Genomic DNA, 21675 nt, shown 5'->3' with positions numbered 1-21675 from the left:
CAACGAATTGATTTGTTCAAGAGATTAAATAAATCATATCGTAAACAAGCGTTGCGAAGTGGGGGTTTATCCCCCCGTAGCAACATCAGTTTAGAATCCTCCGGTTTCTAACCGGGGGAGATATCAATCACGACTAAGCCTTGTAGTGGTACAAACGCGGGAAATATTTTATAGAAATAATTGCTCCCGGCAAAATTAGAGTCTCTCCTAATCGGTCTGCACTAATTGCCTGCCGGCTTAACATCCATGCGGGTGGGTATAAACGTAACACTTCCATTACCACCAGTCGCAGATAAGATAATTTAGGAATGTCTTTAACGGTCGGTTCGCGATCGCCAATAACCCGATCAACCTCACTATATACTCGCTCTAGTACTTCTTGGTACTGTACTAATTGATATATTATCCATCCCAGTGCTGTTGCCATCCCATTGTAACTATTCAACAATGTGCGGACGATAGTTGTCTTTAATTGCTTCGGTACTTCGCTATCAGCCGTTACTAACCCAGCACAGCGTGCAATCCGTAGCGCTATTGCATTCTGCACTTCAATAGCTTCTTGATAGCTTTGCTTTATCGGCAAGAGTTCCGTTGCTGAAAGATTCTGCGTCAAGTGTGATTGATTGGCGCAGTATTCCTCTATAAAATTCGTTGCACTTACAAATGCTTCTTTCCAATCGCTAGCGTCTATATCAAACAGCATTTTGACATTGACGGCAAACATCATTTTTTTGGTTTCGATATCAATCTGAACAGGTGCTACTTTTGAGGATTTTTGCCATTCCCAAACAGTTGCTGTTGCCGATAAAGCTAGTTCGTTTTTTGGATATTTTTATTTATAAGCAAAGCTCATAAATAAAATGCAGAAGCAATGCGAAATTTCTTGCCAAAACATGATACTTGCGGCGATCGCATGAATTTTTGTAAAATTTATACGCGATCAACCATCCAACATTGAGGTAGGTGTCACCGTGCCGATTTGGCTTTAGTGAAAAATTAAGCGATCGCCACTTCAATATGTGTGTGCGATCGCTTATTAAAATAATTAAAGTCACGACTTAACTAAACTCAAGCCTAGTAAGAACGGGATACTACCAAGTTAGAACGCAGAGTCACATTTAAATCTTGTTCTGGCTTGAGGACAAAGACATCGGCTTGTTTTTTCCGCAACAGCACACTTGCAGCAGCACCAGCTGCCGCACCACCAATCGGTTCAATTGCTTGAATTTTGCGATCGCCTGTAATTAGTGATATCACACTGGCAGCACCCGCACCAATCGCTGCATCTGTGACAATTCTATTTGTATCAGCTCCTTTGCTGATTTTTTCAGTTCTGGTAATTACGGAAGAAGAAGCATTAACAGACTGACGCTGACCAGAAGCAAAAACTAACTCTTGAGCAACGAATTGCACACCTTTTTGACCATTTCTGGTTACTGGTTGCAATTGTCCCACAATTTGAGTTCCCGCAGGAATTAAGACATTTCTGCTGCTATCAATAATGTTGGTTGCAACTGTTAGTGTTAAGGGTACAGTTTCCCCAGGAGTAACAACAACTTTATCTTTGTCGTAAGCTACAGGAAATGTCACTCCGGTAGGAATAGAAACGGATCTTGATTGACCATAAATCCGTTGTGCGCTAGCAGGTGTGGATATAAATATGGGGACAATAGCACCCGTGCTTATAGCCATTGACATGAGTGCAGCCGTTGCATATTTCCAGCGATTAAGGTGAGTCATAAGAGGGTTTCCGTTTGTTTTTATCATGTGTTTAATGACGTCGATTTACTGAGATTGTTTCTAAAACTTTTTAAACCTGTCTATAGGCATATTCCGAAAGTTAAAGAATTTATTTGACCGATAATTTGAGTTTATTGTTCCTTAAACAGGGGACTGGGGATTGAGAAGATATGTATTGGTATTCATACCCCCCGACTTCTTCAATAAATCGGGGTTCTTGGTAAGATTAATAGATGACGCAGAGTTAACGAATTTGTTCCAGAATCTTTTTTGACTGTTTATGTCCACATATGTATGCCATTGAATAGAGGCGAATCGGCTGAATGCGAACTCTTATTTATATTGTAGACAAAATTACCATTTGATGCATGAATATTTAGATTTTCTGCTCAAACTTCTCTTAGTGTAAGTCTTGTTAACAACAATACCAAATTTGCAGTAAATACAGATGTGATGTTGATACCTCGGTCAAGGTAAAACCCAAGCGATCGCTTTTCTTTGAAGAAAGATTTTTTAGATGACCCAAAAATAGTGTCTGCTTTGCTGCTACTTTCTTAAAGCCTAATAGATATCTCCGAAAATTAAATATGCGTTATCCAAACCCCAAGAGACGCGAAATACGAAGTCTCTACATTGTTTTCCAACAGATGTCTAATAGATATAAAATGTCATCTTTTTATTCATCAGCGATCAAAAAGCAAAAGTAGCCAACAAAGCTTCCGTCAGACTCTAGGGTAAAGTTTTTTCTCTTGTCCCCTTTATTTATCCCCCCTACTCTCTTCTTTTGTTAACTCAGAGCAAAAGCCAGCCGCAGGTCAATTTTTATCTCCAGAAAATAAAAAGTTTTTGCCTAACAAGAAAAATCCGACGATCATATTGTTAATTTTTGTAAAATTAAAGTCTTCAATACTAGAAACATGATTTGTAGATAGCTAAACTAATTTAAGTGCATGTGTACTGTTTTTTATAAAATGTAGATGTGGCGCTATAGCCTCGATGATCCCAGTACAACTAATCCTCAAAAACTTTCTCAGTTACCGTGATGCAACTTTAGATTTTCGCGGTTTGCATACGGCTTGTATTTGTGGTTCTAACGGTGCGGGCAAATCTTCGCTTCTCGAAGCTATCACTTGGGCAATTTGGGGTGAAAGCCGCGCCGGTGTTGAAGATGATGTGATTCATTCTGGTGCGAAAGAAGTTCGAGTTGATTTCACTTTTCAAAGCAACCAGCAAATTTATCGAGTTATTCGCACCCGACCTCGTGGTGGTACTGGCGTTTTAGAATTTCAAGTGGAAACACCTTCTGGGTTTCGCTCACTTACCGGCAAAGGAGTAAGGGCAACTCAAGATGTGATTTTAGAACATATTAAGCTCGATTATGAAACTTTTATTAACTCCGCCTACCTGCGTCAAGGTCGTGCAGACGAGTTTATGCTCAAGCGTCCGAACGAACGCAAAGAAATTTTAGCAGAGTTATTGAAGCTAAATCAATACGATGAATTGGAAGAACGAGCCAAAGAATCGTCTCGTCAGTTCAAAGCAAAGGTAGAAGAATTAGAGCGTTGTTTGGAGTCGAGCAAAACTAAACTGCAAGAACGCTCTGTTACACAGGCACAACAAGCAGAATTAGAAGTTGAACTCAATCAACTCCAACAAATACAAGCTTTTGATAATATTCAAATCCAAAGTTTGCAAGTTGTCCAGCTTACTCGCCAAAATTGGACTGAACAACTGAGCTTTGTCAGACAACAATACCAAAATCTGAGTTCTGATTGCGATCGCCTGCAACAAGAACAATCAGCAATTAATAGTCAGCTATCAGATTTACAAGCAATCTTAAGTCAAGAAACCGAGATAAAAGCAGGGTTAGGGCAATATCAGACGCTGCAATCTCAAGAAGAATCTTTAAGTGCCAAATTTGAAGAATACACACAGCGAATACAACAGCGTCAACAACTACAGCATCAACTGACGAAGCAAATTAACGATCAAGAACGACAACTACAACACCTTCTCGCTCAATTAGAGGTTTTGCAGCAACAAGAGCAAGAAATTCAACATACTCTCACCAATAAAAGCGAAGTTGAAGCCGCTTTAGCACATCTGACAAAAGCACGTAACCGAGTTGCTTATTTAGATCAACTACAAATGCAAGTGTCTCCCTTATTGCAACAGCGAGCAACTTTGCAAAGCCAGTTAGATCGGGTTGCTGCTGGTTTGGTAGCACGTCTGGAACAACTCCAACAAGTAGAAAATGAACTCCAACGCGCATTTGGACGCCAACCGCAGTTGCAACAAGCGGTGATGGATGTAGGAATACAAATTGAAGAATTAGAGAAAAAGCGAGTTTATCTGCAACGAGTGCAGGAAAAAGGACAGGAAAGGCGTCACTTTATCGAACGCTTGCAAGGGCAGCAACGAGAGTATGAAAGACTGTTGGGAGAACTAGACCAAAAACTGCTTCTTCTGCAAAATCCGAATGCACTTTGTCCTTTGTGCGAACGTCCTTTAGATGAACATCATTGGAATCGAGTCACAGATAAAACCAAAGCAGAGTACAAGGATACGGAAGGGCAATTGTGGGTATTCCGAGAGCAAATGGCATTTTCGGATAGAGAAATTCAGGTACTCAGACAGGAATACCGGGAAATATCGCAAAAATTGGCGAGTTATGATGCTTTGCGCGAACAAAGAGGACAATTAGCAGCCCAACTTGAGTCTACCAGTAATGCTTCAGCACAACTACAACAAATTGCCGCCGAAAAACAGCATTTAGAGCGATCGCTTGAAGTTGGCGATTATGCTCTTGAAAAACAACTCGAATTACAGCAATTAAATGAATATCTTCAACAACTAAATTATCACGAACAAGACCACGCTCTTGCCCGTAGTGAAGTTGAACGCTGGCGATGGGCAGAAATTAAACTTCAGCAAATTAAAGATGCAAACAAGCGAAGTTCGCAAATAGCGGCACGAAAACCACAAATTGAAGCGCAAATTGCCGAATTAAAAGCGAAAATTGAGCTTCTTCAAATCAATTCTGAAGCTGCCAAACAAATTGCCGCCCTTGACCGCCACATTGCCGAAATTAATTACAGTTCAGACCAGCATAATAATATTCGCACAAGTTTACGCAAAGCGCAATCTTGGGAATTGCGCCATCAACAACTTTCGTCAGCTCAACAGCAGTATCCGCAACTAAAAGTCAGATTTCAAGACTTAGAAGCCTCTAGACATGGGAGAATGACTGAAAGGCAAACAATTGAACGCCAACTCGAAAGCATCGTTGCCCAACTTGAACAAACAGCAAACCCAACTGCTCAAATTGAAACCCTACAGCAACAAATTGCGGCTCGCAGACGAGAACTTGATGAAAAAATCGGGCAATTAGGGCGTTTAGAACAAGTTGCTCACCATCTGGAAATGCTGCAAACTCAGTTTTTGCAACAGCAGCAAGAATTGCTTGAAGCCAAGCGACAACAGCGCGTTTATCAGGAATTAACGCAAGCTTTTGGTAAAAATGGCATCCAAGCACTGATGATTGAAAATGTCTTGCCTCAGTTGGAAGCAGAGACAAATCAACTGCTTTCGCGATTGAGCGCGAATCAATTGCATGTGCAATTTATTACACAAAAAGCGGGAAGAAGTAGTAAAGCAAAGAAAAATGCCAAGTTGATAGACACTTTAGATATTTTAATTGCTGATGCTAGAGGAACGCGAGCTTATGAAACTTACTCTGGTGGAGAAGCTTTTAGAATTAACTTTGCGATTCGTTTAGCTTTGGCAAAATTATTAGCACAACGGGCAGGGGCGGCATTACAATTGTTAATTATAGATGAAGGCTTTGGTACACAGGATGCCGAAGGATGCGATCGCTTGATTGCCGCGATTAATGCGATCGCTTGTGATTTTGCCTGCATCCTCACTGTAACTCATATGCCCCACCTCAAAGAAGCCTTCCAAGCCCGGATTGAAGTCAATAAAACGAACCTTGGTTCACAGTTGCATTTGTCGATGTAATTAATAGACATCTCCATAAATTAATTATGCGTTGCCCGAAACCCTTGATTAGACGTGAAAATTAAATATGCATTGTCCAAACCCCAAGAGACGATTCTGTGCTACGTCTCTACATTCTTTTCCAACAGATGTCTGTTGTCGAGACGTTGCATGTGCTACGTCTCTACGTCTTTTTCGGAGATGTCTAATAGACATAGACGTGAAAATAAACTATGCGTTGTCCCAAACCCTTGTAGAGACGCGACCGGTCGCGTCTCTACATTGTTTTCTGGAGATGTCTAATAGACATAGACGTGAAAATGAACTATGCGTTGTCCCAAACCCTAACTTTTAGAAGTAATCTACCCGTGCATCTAAACCACGCGATCGCAATTCTCTAGAACGCTGTTCTGCTTGGGTGCGATCGCTAAATGCTCCCGCATTCACATAATTACCCAATCTCGATTCAGCCAGGAAAGCATTAGGTACATACTGACGTACTATGTTGAGAGTATCGTTATGGGAAATTGGCACTACTACTACATAGCGATTATTATTAGGACGATTCGCAACTGGGGAACCATTGAATCCTAATACTTGCCAAGTTTGCGAATCGACAACCCCAGTCGGATTGAGTCGATAATATTGCTGGAATGCAATTACAGACGATCTGGTGTATTCGCTGAAATAACCGTCAGGATAGGCATTATAGTAGCCTAACTGCGTTAAACGCTCCTGGAGTGCTTTCACATTTTCTCCAGTGTCACCGACAGAGATATAATTTTTGTTGGGTTGATTTTGATTAGCATATCTATCTTCCCAGGCTCTACGTACAGCTTCGAGTATTTGACTGTCGGCAATTCCATCGGCATAAAGCCTATAATCTTGTTGAAATCGACGCAAAGCATCTATGGTCAGCGGACTTACATTACCAGTTGGATTGGTGTTCAAATAACCCAGATCCCGTAAACGCTGTTGCAGTTCTCTAATTTGCTCAGTAGAGAGACTCACTCCAGCAGGAGTCGGTTCCTGAGAAGTTATCAGTAGTGCATCCCAAGTTTGCCTATTTGCCACACCATTAGCAGGTAAACCGGAATTGCGTTGAAATGCAATTACAGCATCTCTGGTAATTGGTCCAAAGCGACCGGTGGGATTAGTATTAAAATAACCCCTCTGTTTCAATAACTGTTGTAGCCTAGTTACAGCTAGACCACTACTATTTTCAGAAAGAACAGGATATTCACCACCTTCACCTTCACCACGTTTAATTAGTATTGCTTGTATAGTTCTAGAACCGACAACACCATCCGCACGCAATCGAGAAGCTTGCTGAAATTTAATGACTGCTTGCTGAGTATCTAAACCAAAATAGCCATCGATTCGACCGTTAAAGTAACCTAATTGGCGTAAATTTTGTTGGAGCTTGGAGACGCTAGCACCCTTGCTACCTTGCCGCAAGTCGCCGGTAACATTACTACCAGGGTTTTTACCAACATTACCACTGCTGTTTTTTGCAAGACATGCTTGTTGCAGCGATCGCTCAGTGCTGATACCCACAACTCCATCAGCAGGTAGTTTCTTAGCTCGCTGAAATCCGATTACAGCCTTCTGAGTCAAGGAAGCAAAATTACCCGTCACTGGAGCCTTAAAGTAGCCTAACTTTTTCAAACACCTCTGGGTGTTTGTGACATCATTACCGCTACTTCCTAATTTCTGAAGTGCCATAGCTTGTCCAGCTATACTCAAAATACCCATAGTTAGCGCTACAGACAATAGACGCATCCCGGCAATAGAGAAGTTTCTCCAATTATGAAAAAATTTAAAATCCACCCCCAGAGGAACAACCTCGATGCTTTTAGATGCCTCGTCGGTTGAGACTACACCAAAATTACCAATGGTTTCCATAATTTTTCCAAGTTTTCGGGTTATATAAATTTTTGTTACAGTATTTACCTTGCACGCTAACCTAGGTTGTTGATGTCAGATGTTGACAAATTTATGTCAGTATGCTAACGACTGTTGTTGCCAACAGTCAATCATCTACAAATGGTTTTGTACTGATTAACAACACATCGATAGAGTTACTTTCCGGCAAGGTTGCAATTTTTTTTTGTTATTACAATACCATGTACAACTAAAACTTGAAAACCACTTAATTCCACCTTGGTTAAAAAGCGTGAAAACTCTTCTTTCAAGCGTCTAAACGTCCCTTTTATTGTTGCGTTGGTTGGGAATTATCTTGAGCGTCAACTTTTTTAGTGTTACCTGCTTTCACCCAACCTTCTTGATCGCTATCTTCGAGACGAATTTTTTGCCAGACTTTATCTTGGCTTTCTTCCAAGACGATAATTTTTTGATTAAAACCAACTCCACCAACTTTTTCAGCGTCCTGTTTTGCTTCTGCTCGCAAACTCAAGCCTTGAGACCAACTAACACGGGCATTGTAAGCTCCTGCTGGCAATGGCTTTTTTGATTCAGTAGTATCGGGTGATAAAGTGGGAGTAACATTTGGTTTGGTAGTTCGCGCTTCAAAAGGGGTAGGGGTGAGTGCGGGTGATGCTCCGGGAGTTTTGGGAGCTTGTGCTTTGATCTCCGGTGAATCATTCGCAAAAATCGGTTTAGTCGGAGGTACGGCAGTTCGATTCATGAAATACAGCGCAGTTGCAACACCACCACCGATTAAAACAACGATCGCCAAGAAAATCCCAAGTATATATTTTAGTACGTTAGAAACCATCATATTTATAACCTTTGCACCACAGAAGTTAAGAGTTAGGGGTTAAAGTGAAAGATTATAACTCATAACTCTTAACTCATCATTCTTGACTTATTATTGCAGTTGTCGTTGAATGCGTTAGCGTAGCTTGCCCAAGGCATCGCTTAAGGGATTATGCTTCGATGCCAAACGCGCTCTACCCGACGCTGCCCATTCTTGCAGTTTCTGAATTTGCTCCACAGCGGTTCGCGCTAAGGGTATAATCTGACTGGCTGCTTCTAAAATGTCGTCAGTCACAAAGTCCCGATTTTGGCTAAACCCAATATGCATCGCTTCAATTAAAGTTTGCTCAATCTCCGCTCCTGAAAAATCGGGTGTTTCGTAAGCTAGCCTCTCTATTTCATAACTTTTCAAGTTATGTGGTCGCAGTCGGGATAAATGAACGTTAAAAATCGCTTTTCTTTCTTCTTGAGTGGGTAAACCAACAAAGAAAATCTCATCAAATCGCCCTTTTCGCAGCATTTCTGGTGGTAGCGCTTGAATGTCATTCGCCGTAGAAACAACAAACACGGGTGAGGTTTTCTCGGTTAACCAAGTAATAAATGTGCCAAAGACGCGGCTAGTGGTTCCCGCATCACCTCTGCTACCAAGCCCGGAAAAGGCTTTGTCTATTTCATCTATCCACAAAATGCAAGGCGCGAGAGCCTCAGCAACTTGTATCATTTGGCGCGTGCGGGATTCAGATTCACCCACCAAACCACCAAATAACCGTCCGACATCCAGACGTAGTAAAGGTAAATGCCAATGATGTGCGATCGCTTTTGCCGTTAATGATTTACCAGTTCCTTGAATACCCACCAACATTAAACCACGCGGGTGCGGTAATCCGTACTGACGCGCTTTTTCAGTAAATGAGCCTCCCCGACGCAACAGCCAATCTTTCAGATTATCCAATCCGCCAATATCAGATATTTGCTCAGTGGCAGGGTAAAAGTCTAAAATTTGCGTTTGGCGAATAGTTTGCCGTTTTTCTTCCAAAACTAAATCTACATCTTCTGGTTGCAATTCGCCATGAGTAGCGATCGCTCTAGCCAAAACTCGGCGAATTCTTTCCATCGAAAGCCCTTGACAAGAGCGCACCAAGTCATCTAAAACTTTGGCAGAAAGTGAGTTACCACCAGTCGCGATTAACAAGCGTTCTATCTCTGCTTTAATTTCTGGGGCTGCCGGCAAGGGAAACTCCAAAACCGTCATAACTTCAGTTAAGTCCTCCGGGATGGCGATTTTCGGGGACAATAAGACGATATTTTTCGGTTGAGACTTGAGGAGACGGGCGAGATTGCGGAGTTTGCGAGCGATCGCCACATCTTCTAAAAAGCGATGATAATCTCTTAAAATCAACACCGCCGGCGCAGAAGCCGATAACTTCTCGATAAACTCCAAAGCTTGCAGCGGGTTGCGACGACCAAACCCCGCATCATTCGGATTGCCTTGGTAGCCATCCACAAAATCCCAAGTATACACGGCACGGTTGCCCTGATTTGCCGCTTCTTCCCGAATCGCTGCTTCCACCCGTTCCTCTTCATACGTGGGGATGTAGATTAAAGGGTAACGAGCACGTAGCAGCAGTTTAAACTCTTCACGGAAGGTCATAAGTAGCTGTGGTTATTAGTTATTCTTTCATTGTTCAGGTTTGTATCGCCTCTAACAACTATAGAACCAACATCTACCAGTTCATAGGGGTTGGCAGTGCGATCGCTCTATGTGAGATATTTTTTCAAGGTGAGCGATCGCCCTTTTGTGGTGAGTATAGTTGAATCACCTGTCAGGATAATCAGGTGCTTCAAAATACTCCATTTTTTCATTTTTTTACAGACTCTTGCCAGAAAATTACAGCACCCTATCGCTAATATCGGATACACGTAGAGACGTAGCACAGAATAGTCTCTACAAGATTTTGGGTTTGATATACAGCAGATTGCGTTGTTATGAAATACACGTAGAGACGTAGCACTTGGTAGTCTGTGAGCGGGTGAGCGGGTTTTACGTATGTACCTCATATACCTGAAATCTGCTGTATTAAAACGATGAAGTTTTGAAAACCATAACACTTCGAGAGAATAACTTGCAGCAAATTCAGAATTCCCTTAGTTGTCTATTTAAGGTCATAAATGATAAGCAAATCTATGACAGCTTCAGCAAAGAAGTTGAAAATTGCTTCAAAGATATTCCACAAAGTACAGTTTTTACTGAAGAAATGGCATCAAAATTAACTAGAGAATGTACTTATAAAATTGTTGCTTTGCTGCACGAAAAAGGATTTTTTAATCAGGAGTAGAGTTTATCAGGCGCATTGGTAGTCTAGGCAATTTATACTTACAAATAGATAATTAATTGCGCCGTAATAAAGCAAACGGCGCATTAAATATCTACCCTGGAAGTTGCTTTTTCAGTGCTTCCAGAGAAGCCCAACGGTTATCAACTTGAGTTTGAGAACTATCAGAACTATCAACAGTAATTACAGGAATACCCGGACACTTCCGATTACAAAGCGGACGCTGAGGGATTGCTAAACACATTTGCTCGTACAGCCATTCACTAGGAGAAAAATATCCCTCTGGTGATAAACTTTCTAACAAATCCTCCATAACAACTTCCCGCTCTAGAGGCAAGTTTTCTGTTTCGTTAGCCGTTTCATCTAACCAAATAACTTCTTTTGTATCAAGCAGTACACGATGATTATAATTTTGCAAGCAGCGGCTACAGGTACAGGTAATAATTGCTTCTGCTTGACCGGACACTTGGAGGTAATTTCCATGATGCTGCACGCGGATGTTACCGCGAACTGGTGTCAAGGTTTCTAAACCGGGCAGAAACTCTTCAACCTGAATCTCCTCTGTCCGCTCCGGGGCTTTAGTTAGCTGCGGAATGTAAATTGCGTCCATAGGATTGTGAGACATCAAGAACGAAAAGTTATAATTATCAGCATTTGTGCTGATTCTACATTATTTAGTTTAGCTTTTACTATATGAGAAAAGCGATCGCGTTTCTACTAGACATCTCCAGAATTTAATTATCTGTTGCCCAAAACCTTTGTTCCAGACGTAGCATTGCTACGTCTCTACTTTTCAACCAGATGTCTACTCAATACGGTTTTCCGAAATTTATTATTAAAGACGCGAAAAACATCGCGTCCAATCAAAAATCAATCATCAGTTTCAGCCACAGCAAAGATTTGGAAATAAATTATTCCAAACGAGCAGGACGCACCACAAGCAAACGATGCGGCTCTTTGCCTCGGCTGTAGGTTTCAAAATCACTAAAATCCTGAAAAAAGCTGTGGATTTGACGCCGTTCGGCGGAACTTAGGGATTTAATTTCCACTTCTCTGCCAGTAGCACGCGCTTCTTCTGCTGCGGCTTCTGCCAAGGCACGAATTTCTGCTTGTCTAGTGACGCGGTAGCCGTTCAACTCGATTGTGTACGAGGCTTGCTGATCCTCTGATTGGTTCAAGTTGAGGACGGAGTTAGCCAAATACTGAATCGCATCTAGTACTGAACCATCAGTGCCAATTAAGATCCGAATTTGTTCTGGTGTTAAATTGCTTTCATCAATTGTCAACCAGTAGTTATCAAGTTCTTGAAACGCGCCATCGTGACCTTGAGTGGTTTCTATTCCACCCTTAATCTCAGCATTTACACCAGTTATGTGCAGCAGTGTTTTTAACCACTGCTGACCACGTTGCATCGGTTCTGCAATCATCAACTTGTAGCCTTTTTCTTAGAACTTTTTGGCTCAAACGGTAGCGCCTTTTGTCCAGCGATTTCTTCCTGTTTTTTCTCAGATTCTACGATTTTTTGTAGTTCCTCTGGTAGCGGTTCGCGGGAAAGTATATAGGTTTGCAATGTCTGGAAAATATTACCAATCACCATATACATCAGCACCCCTGCTGGTAAAGGAAAGAATAAAAACATCCCAGAAAATATAACTGGAGTGATTTTATTTACCGTGTCTTGCTGCGGGTTGCCACCACTGGAATTTTGCCCAGAAAGCATTTGGCTGACATAAAGGCTAATTCCAAAGAATACGATCATGGCGACGATATCCCAATGGACTGTGCCGTCTGGATCGGTTGCACCAACTCTGCCTAAGGCATCAATGAATAGAAATCCTTTATCTGCCGCTAGTCCAGGAATCGTTGCTTGAATAGTAACATCTCCTGGCTGTAAAGCTTCTACGTTGCCTTCAGCATCAATTTTTATCCGATCTTCACCTTTAGTTATTTTCCATTCTGGAACTAACTTAGTTTCCGGGTGTTCTGCTGTGAGTGCTTCAAATGGCTTGCCCTCAAGAGTTTGATATTGTATCTTGGTGTGTTCTCCCACCGATAATTTGTTACCCGCCGGCAGTATGGCAGTCACTTTGACGTGTTCACCATCGGCTATGTAGATGTTTTGGGGAGGAGTGGCAAAGGCTTGAGGTTGAATTCTTTCTACTTGATCGGCAGGAAGGATTTGCAAGTTAACGTTGTAGTTCGCACCTGCAAAAGGTGAACCCCTTAAAGTGGCAAACAACGCCAATAAAACTGGCATTTGCACTAGCAATGGAAAACATCCTGCTAGTGGGTTGCCAAATTCTTTTTGGACGTTCATCATTTCTTCTTGCTGCTTTTGCGGATCGTCCTTAAAACGCTCTTTGACATCCGCCATCCGCTTTTGCATCAGAGGTTGTACAATTCGCATTTTCCGCATGTTGCGAATTGAACCAGCACTCAGGGGATAGAGCGCAAAGCGGACTATCAATGTCAAAGCAACGATCGCCAATCCATAACTAGGCACAATTCCATAGAACAAGTCTATGATTGGCAGCATCACGTTGTTCGAGAGAAAGCCTATACCAAAATCCATTATTCTGAATTCAACCTGAGTTACTGTAAATTGACTGAATCTAATTTATCGCTTTTATCGCTCCTCATCATTTTCGGGCGACGATATTCCACTACGGATAGCCGCACAAGGGGGGATGGGGAGGGGGGGGACAAGGGAGAGGGGGGGACAAGGGGAGGGGGGGACAAGGGAGAGGGGGGAGACAAGGGAGAAATTTTTCCAAGTCGTCCTCCTTGTCCTCCTTGTCCTCCTTGTCTCCTTGTCCCCTTGTCTCCCCCTCCCCAGTCCCCAGTCTCCGTTAATTCTTAACAGTGCCAGTAAAGTTAGGATTTTTGGCGGCAATTCTTTCTAAAATGTAGTCGTAGGTTTCGCGAAATTTGGGAACTGCTCGCATTTCTAGACGACTACCGTTTCTGAGAGTTAGCACCATATCTCCCCAGATGCCAATGCCACGGGGAACCTTGACTACTTTGACAATTTCTGAGTAAATTACGTCGGTGCGATCGCGTCCTCTCCAACCTCCAGTTACAGTCACTCGGCGATCGGTAATGCGGTAGCGCAGCCACAACGCTCTGACAATTGCCGCAACTGTCAATGGTAAACCCACAACTGTTAGCCCAATCAGCACGCTTATAATTAAATCCCCGATATGGGGACCACCTTCATAATAAACATCTTCTTTAATACCCATTTAATACCTCAGCTTCTGCCAACAACTGCTCTAATTCTTGCAGAAATTGTTCTCTTACGCACTCTTGTGCGGCTGTTGGTTTGACAATTACTACTAGCCTGAATCCTGGTAATAATTTGGGCAACAATTTATGCAAAGCTGCTGCTATCTGCCTTTTGAGCCGATTGCGAACTACTGCCCGTTTGCTGACTTTGGTGCTAATCGAAATGCCAATGCGTGTACTGACAGGATTTGCACTTTTTGCAGTCGGTTGTGTAGTTATAGCGGCAGCATCCAAAGAAGGCACTCTTGAAGATGACGGTCGTAAGGCTCTCAATGTTAAATAAGAACCATGACGACGAGTTCCTTCTCGGAAGACTGCCTGGAAATCTTTTCGTGATTTTAGCCGATTTGCTTTAGGTAAAGCCACAAAATGCGATCGCCTGTAAATTTCCTAAACGCTGAGACGATGACGCCCCTTTCTTCTTCTTGCGCTAATCACGTTTCTTCCATCTGGTGTCCGCATTCTGGCACGAAATCCAGAAGTTCTTTTTCTCTTACGGCAAGTGCCACCCAAAGTTCTCTGCATACTGTTCTCCTCTTAGGCGATTTCTATAAAAACTCACAGCCTAATATTTTACCACATTTAAGGGGATTGTTAGTGGTTGTTGGTTTTTGGTTGATAGTTGACGGTTATACAGTTATCCAGCAACCACGCTTCCACGCTTCCAGCCCCCTAATTAACGCTGATAATCCAGGTTCCTACGTAACGTAGTAGTGGTACATCGCCGGGAGAAAGTACTTGACAATTAAAGTAAAATGTGCCACCGAAGGCTGGGTTTTGAACATTAGAGAATTCCAAGACAACGTTAGTACCTGCGGGAACTGGCTGTTCTGGGAAGATTTCAATTACCCGTCCTTGTTTATCCCATTTCACCTCAGATACGGCAACTTTTTTGTTATTGACGAGTATGTTAATCTTTTTGGCGTCAAAAGTCCCTTTGTAATAATTTGGATAGTTAACAACGAATTGAGCCACTGCCAATTTCATTTTTTTGGCGGGAATTCTGAGATTATAGCGATCCCATCCATTTGTTTGACCACCAAAATCTAACCGGAAAGGCAGCTGGTTTTTGCCTTCAACCCCGCTAAAGAGTGTAAATCCAGGTAAGCTCTGTGCCAAGGTGACGGCTGGCAGCCCAGTCACCAAACAGCCTGTCACGGCTAAAGCCGAAAGTAAACGTCGCATTGTTAGGCTCCTCTGACAGATATAAGTCTAGGCATTTGACATACTCCCACAAGTAGCGCAAGGCTACAGTGTGGGCTTCTCAGCGACTCCTAAGAAGAGGACATTAACTGAGCTTTGCTTATACTGCACGAGATGCCCCTCCGCACAGTTGAACAATACAAAAAATGTTCATTACCTTTCTAAATAACTGGGCGTTATTCTTCTTAACTAAACTTTACTACTGACTTTGTGACAATGGACGTTAATTGGCAACCAAAAGTGCCATAATACATAAATTTTTGCAGACTACTCTCCAGGGATCGCAGTCATCTGCTTTACTTGATATATAAAGAATTTAGCGGGTTATCTCGGAGACTGTTATTGCGTGATTTTCGCTTTTTTTGGTTGCTCAACCAGAGTCATTACAAGTTGAGTTTTAATTGGATTGTGTTTCTAAATATGTAGAAGTGTGTCTAAAATCAAGAGATTTGTGATAAAAATTGATTGTGAGAAAGAGCGATCGCCTGTTGAATTGCGCTAAATTCATGATTGTGAAACTTTACTGGAAGGATTCAGATTTTTCAGGGGAATAAGCAAGTTAAAAGAATATAATGAATCTTCTGCAATGTAAAGAAAAAATACAAAAAGTTTTCAATGCCTAAAATAAGTTGAAGACAAAGATGCAAAATTTGGGGTTCAACATAGGATGTGCAGTATGTAGCCACGAATGCAATTGCCTGAAATGATTACATCTGCGATTCCCCAAGTACAAAGGCTCCTTCCTCTGCTTGACAATAGCTGATAGCCTGAGAACACTTGCTATCTCCTGCACTAAATCCGGAAATAGGCAAAATTTTGCACATCTTGCAGACAATAGGTATTTCTTTCAAGGAGATTTCATGAAAATAGCGGTTGCTAAAGAAATAGAAGTTTGTGAACGTCGTGTAGCATTAATTCCTGACACTGTAGCCCGATTGGTAAAACAAGGCTTGGAAGTATTGGTAGAAGCAGGTGCGGGTGAGCGAGCATTTTTCTCTGATAGCGCTTATGAAGCAGCAGGAGCAAAAATAATCGCGGATACTGACACATTATGGAGCGAAGCAGATATTTTGCTCAAAGTCAGTCCCCCACAAGAGCGAGAAGATGGACGTTCAGAAATTGACTTACTCAAGGAAGGATCTGTATTAATCAGTTTCCTCAATCCCTTGGGAAATCCCGTAGTAGCACAGCAACTCGCAAATCACAAAGTAACGGCTCTGAGTATGGAAATGATTCCCCGTACCACCAGGGCACAAAGCATGGATGCTTTGTCCTCCCAGGCGTCAATCGCGGGTTATAAAGCAGTGTTGATTGGGGCAGCGGCATTACCAAAATACTTCCCGATGCTGACGACAGCCGCTGGGACGATCGCACCCGCGAAAGTATTTATTATGGGGGCTGGTGTAGCGGGATTGCAAGCGATCGCTACCGCTAGACGTTTGGGATCTGTAGTCGAAGCCTTTGATATTCGTCCCGCTGTTAAAGAAGAAGTGCAAAGCTTGGGAGCGAAATTCGTCGAAGTCAAACTCGAAGAAGAAACCGTTGCCGCTGGTGGTTACGCTAAAGAAATTTCTGAAGCTAGCAAACAACGCACTCAAGAAGTTGTTGCCGAACACGTCAAAAATGCCGATATCGTCATTACTACCGCTCAAGTTCCAGGGAGAAAAGCACCATTGCTGGTAACTGAAGAAATGGTAGCGCAAATGAAACCAGGTTCAGTAATTGTCGATATCGCTGCCGAACAAGGTGGTAACTGTGCTTGTACCGATCCAGGTAAAGATATTGTCTGGAATGGTGTCACAATCATTGGTCCGATTAATCTACCATCATCAATGCCAGTCCATGCGAGCCAATTGTATGCGAAAAATGTCACATCTTTGATGCAATTGCTGATTAAAGACAAAGCATTAGAGGTGAACTTTGCTGACGACATCGTTGATGCTGCTTGTATTACCCACGCTGGGGAAATTCGGAACTCACGAGTGCGAGATGCGCTACAAGCTGTCGCAGTTAAGAGTTAGGAGGAGCAAAGGAGCGGAGTTAATTCATAACTTCGCTCCTCCTAACTTCTAACTTTTTGTAAAAAGGAGTTTTCAACACATGACAGAAGCATTAATTGCAGCTTTATTTGTATTTGTTCTCGCATCTTTTACTGGGTTTGAAATCATCAACAAAATACCACCAACGCTACACACACCCTTAATGTCAGGTTCAAATGCCATTTCGGGAATTGCGGTACTTGGGGCAATTGTGGCAAGTGGTGCGAGAGAGACGAATCTTTCGGTAATTCTCGGTTTGATTGCTGTGGTATTAGCGATGGTTAACGTGGTGGGTGGTTTCCTCGTCACCGATCGCATGTTGCAAATGTTCAAGAAAAAGGAGATTAAAGCGTGAGCGATTTTATCCCAACTGGCATTCAGCTAACGTACTTAGTTGCTGCATCCTTATTTATTCTCGGTTTGAAAAAGCTGGGTTCACCTGCGACAGCGCGAAATGGTAATCTGATTGCAGCGGTGGGAATGTTGCTGGCGATTGTCGCAACGCTGCTCGATCAGAAGGTGTTGAACTATGAGATGATTTTGTTAGGTTTGGCGTTAGGCTCGGTAATTGGGGCGATCGTTGCTTACAAAGTCCAAATGACGGAAATGCCCCAAATGGTGGGTTTACTCAACGGTTTGGGTGGTGCAGCTTCTGCCCTGGTTGCTGTTGCGGAATTTTGGCGTTTGCTCGATCATGGTGAAGCAATACCCCTAGATGTCAACATCTCAATGCTGTTAGATGTGTTGATTGGTGGTGTGACTTTCACCGGTAGTTTTCTCGCATTTGCCAAATTGCAAGGTTTAATTAGCGGTTCTCCCATTACATTTCCCTTGCAGCAACCGTTTAACCTGTTGCTTCTCGGTGGTTATATCGCAGGCAGTGCCTATTTGATCGTATCCCCTCACAGCCTACCTGTATTCTTAGGGGTGGTTGCTGTTTCTCTGGTGCTGGGTGTGATGTTTGTCATCCCCATCGGTGGCGGTGATATGCCTGTGGTAATTTCGCTGTTAAACTCGTTATCGGGGATTGCAGCAGCTGCTGCTGGTTTTGTGGTGATGAACAATATGTTAATCATCGCTGGGGCTTTGGTAGGAGCATCTGGTTTAATCCTGACCGAGATTATGTGTAAGGCAATGAACCGCTCTTTATTTAGTGTGTTATTTAGTGCTTTTGGTTCAGCGTCTGCATCTGGTGGTGGTGCTGGTGGTGGTAGTGCAACTGATCAAACTGTTCGCAGCATCGATCCGGAAGAAGGAGCGATGATGTTGGGTTATGCTCGTTCTGTGGTAATTGTACCTGGATATGGGATGGCGGTTGCTCAAGCACAGCATAGCGTCCGGGAATTGTCAGATCAGCTAGAACGGATGGGTGTTGATGTTAAGTATGCCATTCATCCGGTTGCGGGGAGAATGCCGGGGCATATGAATGTGTTGTTGGCTGAGGCGAATGTGCCTTATACTCAGCTTTACGATATGGAAGATATTAATCCGCAGTTTGAACAAGCTGATGTGGCTTTGGTGATTGGGGCAAATGATGTCGTCAATCCGGCAGCACGGAGTGATGTAAATAGCCCGATTTATGGTATGCCAATTTTAGAAGTGGATCGGGCAAAGCAAACTATTGTGATTAAGCGTGGGATGAGTACGGGTTTTGCCGGTGTAGATAATGAGTTGTTCTACAAGGATAAAACCACGATGCTCTTTGGTAGCGCTAAGGATATGGTAGCGAAGTTGGTTTCTGAAGTGAAGCAGCTTTAAGAACCGCATTCGTAGCAGAGAGCGCAAAGATAAAGAGAGTTTGCCTTGGGGGTGTGATGCTCCTAAGACAAGTTTTTAACGTCGTGGTCGAAGGTTAAGCATTATTTCTCACAAAGACTCTGCCTTACTCTGTCTTGAAAAGTTTGTTCAGGAGGGTTTCCCCCCTGAAGCAAACTCTGCCGGGACGAAGGATTCGTACCGACAGACTTCGCAACTTTTCGCTGCACTACCTGGTGCGTCGCTCTGGGTTTAAAAACGCCCTCGGATTCATGAAATGCTGTTTGACACTCCCCGCATCTATTGACACGGGGATTCTTGGCTCAACGAGACCACTTAAACTAGACTCCTTGCGTTATCTAGTCCAGAGGTGGAACCCCTCTCTGCAAACAAAGAGGGGGAAATTAAGCGTGAGATTCTGGCTTATGCGAGATTCTCAAAGTAAGCTTCTAGCGCTTTGTTCACCAGCTCACTCATCGGTTTACCTTGACTGGTAGCAGCAGCTTTCAACTTGACGTAAATATCATCTTGAACGCTGACTCGATGCCGACTTTTACTGCTGGCAATGGTAGTATTAGCGATCGCTACCTCTTTCCCCCCACTTTCTTCTACCACCGCACCAGTTGTCGAATCTGCCATTGCCTCTGCCAAACCATCGCTCTCGTCTGTAATTTCCGGTGCTGCAACTGTTTCGACTTCGTAATTTGCCGCAAATTCGCGAATCGCATCAAACCCAACGCGATCGCAAAAATCACCAAAGCTTTCCCCAGATTTTCCGGACTGCTTAAAGAACACAAAAATCGGCTCTAGCTGCGTTTCTATGTCATTATGGTGCAGCCTTTCCATATAAGGTAACGCCAATCTGGTTTGGTCTGGTGAACCACCCAGCCATACTTGGTAACTTTCTGGAGCGCTACCGACAAAACCCAATTCTGCCATGTAAGGACGAGCGCAACCGTTCGGGCAACCAGTCATTCTTACCACAAAATGTTCATTTTGTAAACCTATTTTATCTAATGACGAGCGAATTCTTTCTAAAATACCTGGTATTGCTCGTTCTGATTCGGTGATTGCCAAGCCGCAAGTCGGCATTGCCGGACAAGCCATCGCATAGCGTACCAAAGAATCTATATTACCAGGGTCTGTGACGACACCGTGACGCTGAAGAATCTCTTCAACAACTTGTTTTTTCTCAGGTTCGATATCGAAGAGAATTGCGTTGTGATGCGGTGTCAGACGGATGGGCAAGTTTAATTGCTCAACAACTTCCCGCAGTCCGGTTTTCAGTTGGAGGGAACCTTCATCTTTGATGCGACCATTTTCGATGGAAATGCCTAAAAACAGCTTACCATCGCCTTGAGAGTGCCAGCCGAGGAAGTCTTGATATTTCCACTCTGGAAGTTCTTTAAAGGGTGTGAGTGACTTACCAAAGTATTCTGCAACCTTTGACTTGAATTTCTCAACCCCCCAATCGTGGATGAGATATTTTAGCCTAGCGTGACGGCGGTCAGTGCGATCGCCATAATCTCTTTGAGTCGCAACAACCGCTTTAACTATCTCATAAACGTCATCTTTCGTTACATAACAAATCGGGTCAGCTACCCGTGCAAAGGTTTCTTCTTTGTTGTGGGTTCTTCCTAAACCACCACCTGCAAAGACGTTAAATCCTTCTAATTTCCCTTTTTTATCGGTCATGACCACCAAGGTCAGGTCTTGGGTATACAAATCTATCGAATTATCCCCAGGAACCGTCACGCAAACTTTAAATTTGCGTGGCATGTAGAGATCGCCGTAAATTGGTTCTAAGCTATCTTCAACAATTGACTTACTATTATTTTGCCGTGCTGCCTTGACTTCTGGCTTTTCTTCGGCACTAATTACCTTTTCTCCATCCAGCCAAATATCGTAATATGCGCCGGTTTGGGGTTTGAGCAAATCAGAGATGTTTTTGGCATATTCCCAAGCATACTGATATTCTGGGCGATTTTTGAATGGTGCTGGGGGAGCCATGACGTTACGATTGACATCACCGCAAGCGGATAAAGTCGAACCCATATTTTTGACCATACCAGCGATCGCTGCTTTGAGATTTTTCTTCAAAATCCCGTGTAACTGAAACCCTTGACGGGTAGTTACTCGCATCGTCTGGTTGCCATAATCCGAAGCCAGCTTGTCTATAGTCAGATACAATTGTGGCGGAATAAAGCCACCCGGACTGGTGGTTCGCAGCATAAACTGGTAATCTTTCTCCTGTCCCTTGACGCGATTGTCGCGGTTATCCTGCTGGTAAGATCCGTGAAACTTGAGAATTTGTACCGCATCTTCGCTAAAGTGAGTTGTGTCCTGAATTAGTTCGCTGGCAACAGGTTCACGCAAAAAATTACTATGTTCTTTGAGACCTTCGACTTTGGAAGGCTTACGTTTGGCGGTAGGGGCAGGAGCAGATTTAACCATGTTTAGTTGTATAGTGTTCTCAATAAGGCATTATTTAACGCCGTCGCGTGCTAGTTATTAGCACTGATTCGGCTATCGATCCCCGGTAATCCGGTCGGAATAAAGAGGAATTTATTATATTTTAACATGGCAAAAGCTGGGTTTATCAG

The 21675-nt window shown here is 43.0% G+C and carries 19 protein-coding genes; 5 read left to right on the top strand and 14 right to left on the bottom strand.

What is annotated here, in order from left to right:
• Positions 1 to 133: 133 nt before the first annotated feature.
• The 3 genes from OGM63_RS11405 to OGM63_RS11395 all read right to left on the bottom strand — a co-directional run bounded on the left by OGM63_RS11405 (position 134) and on the right by OGM63_RS11395 (position 1740).
• On the bottom strand, positions 134 to 727 hold the full coding sequence (locus OGM63_RS11405; protein WP_263745659.1) for a cytochrome P450: 594 nt from the start codon (positions 725 to 727) through the stop codon (positions 134 to 136).
• A gap of 109 nt (positions 728 to 836) precedes the next feature.
• Positions 837 to 1055, bottom strand: coding sequence for a hypothetical protein (locus OGM63_RS11400; protein WP_263745658.1), 219 nt, complete (start codon positions 1053 to 1055; stop codon positions 837 to 839).
• Between the two features lie 19 nt (positions 1056 to 1074).
• Complete coding sequence (locus OGM63_RS11395) at positions 1075 to 1740, bottom strand: TraB/TrbI/VirB10 family type IV secretion system protein (protein WP_263745657.1); 666 nt, start codon at positions 1738 to 1740, stop codon at positions 1075 to 1077.
• A 996-nt stretch (positions 1741 to 2736) separates the two neighbouring features.
• Here OGM63_RS11395 and sbcC point away from each other — a divergent pair.
• Entirely contained in the window at positions 2737 to 5760 is a 3024-nt protein-coding gene (gene sbcC, locus OGM63_RS11390) for an exonuclease subunit SbcC (RefSeq protein WP_263745656.1), read from the top strand.
• Between the two features lie 330 nt (positions 5761 to 6090).
• On the opposite strand, the gene OGM63_RS11385 is transcribed toward sbcC, so the two are convergent.
• From OGM63_RS11385 to OGM63_RS11375, 3 genes are all read right to left on the bottom strand, one after another.
• Positions 6091 to 7644, bottom strand: a complete 1554-nt coding sequence (locus tag OGM63_RS11385) for a peptidoglycan-binding domain-containing protein (protein ID WP_263745655.1) — start codon at positions 7642 to 7644, stop codon at positions 6091 to 6093.
• Positions 7645 to 7951: 307 nt separating this feature from the next.
• Entirely contained in the window at positions 7952 to 8479 is a 528-nt protein-coding gene (locus OGM63_RS11380) for an SH3 domain-containing protein (RefSeq protein ID WP_263745654.1), read from the bottom strand.
• A 114-nt stretch (positions 8480 to 8593) separates the two neighbouring features.
• A complete protein-coding gene (locus OGM63_RS11375) occupies positions 8594 to 10108 on the bottom strand; it encodes a Ycf46 family AAA ATPase (protein ID WP_263745653.1) in 1515 nt (504 codons plus the stop codon).
• Between the two features lie 442 nt (positions 10109 to 10550).
• Here OGM63_RS11375 and OGM63_RS11370 point away from each other — a divergent pair, with 442 nt between their 5' ends.
• Positions 10551 to 10793 (top strand): hypothetical protein, encoded by a 243-nt coding sequence (locus OGM63_RS11370; RefSeq protein WP_263745652.1) that lies wholly within the window; start codon positions 10551 to 10553, stop codon positions 10791 to 10793.
• A 91-nt stretch (positions 10794 to 10884) separates the two neighbouring features.
• Here the strand turns inward: OGM63_RS11370 and OGM63_RS11365 are convergent, their stop codons facing one another.
• The 7 genes from OGM63_RS11365 to OGM63_RS11335 all read right to left on the bottom strand — a co-directional run bounded on the left by OGM63_RS11365 (position 10885) and on the right by OGM63_RS11335 (position 15260).
• Positions 10885 to 11400 (bottom strand): YceD family protein, encoded by a 516-nt coding sequence (locus OGM63_RS11365; RefSeq protein WP_263745651.1) that lies wholly within the window; start codon positions 11398 to 11400, stop codon positions 10885 to 10887.
• 301 nt (positions 11401 to 11701) lie between these two features.
• Complete coding sequence (locus OGM63_RS11360) at positions 11702 to 12217, bottom strand: Jag family protein (RefSeq protein ID WP_263745650.1); 516 nt, start codon at positions 12215 to 12217, stop codon at positions 11702 to 11704.
• On the bottom strand, positions 12217 to 13362 hold the full coding sequence (gene yidC / locus OGM63_RS11355) for a membrane protein insertase YidC (protein WP_263745649.1): 1146 nt from the start codon (positions 13360 to 13362) through the stop codon (positions 12217 to 12219). Before yidC ends, OGM63_RS11360 begins: the two co-directional genes overlap by 1 nt.
• A 277-nt stretch (positions 13363 to 13639) precedes the next feature.
• The gene (locus tag OGM63_RS11350) at positions 13640 to 14032 is read right to left on the bottom strand and encodes a PH domain-containing protein (RefSeq protein ID WP_263745648.1); all 393 of its coding nucleotides are present in this window, start codon (positions 14030 to 14032) and stop codon (positions 13640 to 13642) included.
• Complete coding sequence (rnpA, locus tag OGM63_RS11345) at positions 14022 to 14441, bottom strand: ribonuclease P protein component (RefSeq protein WP_263745647.1); 420 nt, start codon at positions 14439 to 14441, stop codon at positions 14022 to 14024. Before rnpA ends, OGM63_RS11350 begins: the two co-directional genes overlap by 11 nt.
• Positions 14442 to 14465: 24 nt before the next feature.
• Positions 14466 to 14600: a 50S ribosomal protein L34 gene (rpmH, locus tag OGM63_RS11340; protein ID WP_015209090.1), complete on the bottom strand. Its 135-nt coding sequence runs from the start codon at positions 14598 to 14600 to the stop codon at positions 14466 to 14468.
• Positions 14601 to 14747: 147 nt separating this feature from the next.
• Entirely contained in the window at positions 14748 to 15260 is a 513-nt protein-coding gene (locus tag OGM63_RS11335) for a DUF2808 domain-containing protein (protein WP_263745646.1), read from the bottom strand.
• 878 nt (positions 15261 to 16138) lie between these two features.
• On the opposite strand from OGM63_RS11335, the gene OGM63_RS11330 reads away from it, so the two are divergent.
• From OGM63_RS11330 to OGM63_RS11320, 3 genes are all read left to right on the top strand, one after another.
• Positions 16139 to 17299, top strand: a complete 1161-nt coding sequence (locus tag OGM63_RS11330; protein ID WP_263745645.1) for a Re/Si-specific NAD(P)(+) transhydrogenase subunit alpha — start codon at positions 16139 to 16141, stop codon at positions 17297 to 17299.
• A 79-nt stretch (positions 17300 to 17378) separates the two neighbouring features.
• Positions 17379 to 17672 (top strand): NAD(P) transhydrogenase subunit alpha part 2, encoded by a 294-nt coding sequence (locus OGM63_RS11325; RefSeq protein WP_029632369.1) that lies wholly within the window; start codon positions 17379 to 17381, stop codon positions 17670 to 17672.
• The gene (locus tag OGM63_RS11320; RefSeq protein WP_263745643.1) at positions 17669 to 19075 is read left to right on the top strand and encodes an NAD(P)(+) transhydrogenase (Re/Si-specific) subunit beta; all 1407 of its coding nucleotides are present in this window, start codon (positions 17669 to 17671) and stop codon (positions 19073 to 19075) included. Before OGM63_RS11325 ends, OGM63_RS11320 begins: the two co-directional genes overlap by 4 nt.
• A gap of 420 nt (positions 19076 to 19495) precedes the next feature.
• Here the strand turns inward: OGM63_RS11320 and sir are convergent, their stop codons facing one another.
• Positions 19496 to 21526, bottom strand: coding sequence for a sulfite reductase, ferredoxin dependent (gene sir, locus OGM63_RS11315; RefSeq protein WP_263745642.1), 2031 nt, complete (start codon positions 21524 to 21526; stop codon positions 19496 to 19498).
• Positions 21527 to 21675 lie beyond the last annotated feature (149 nt).

The organism is Plectonema radiosum NIES-515 (assembly GCF_025753815.1).
GTDB classification, from domain to species: domain Bacteria; phylum Cyanobacteriota; class Cyanobacteriia; order Cyanobacteriales; family Nostocaceae; genus Hassallia; species Hassallia radiosum_A.
This window is presented reverse-complemented; position numbering and strand designations above follow the sequence as displayed.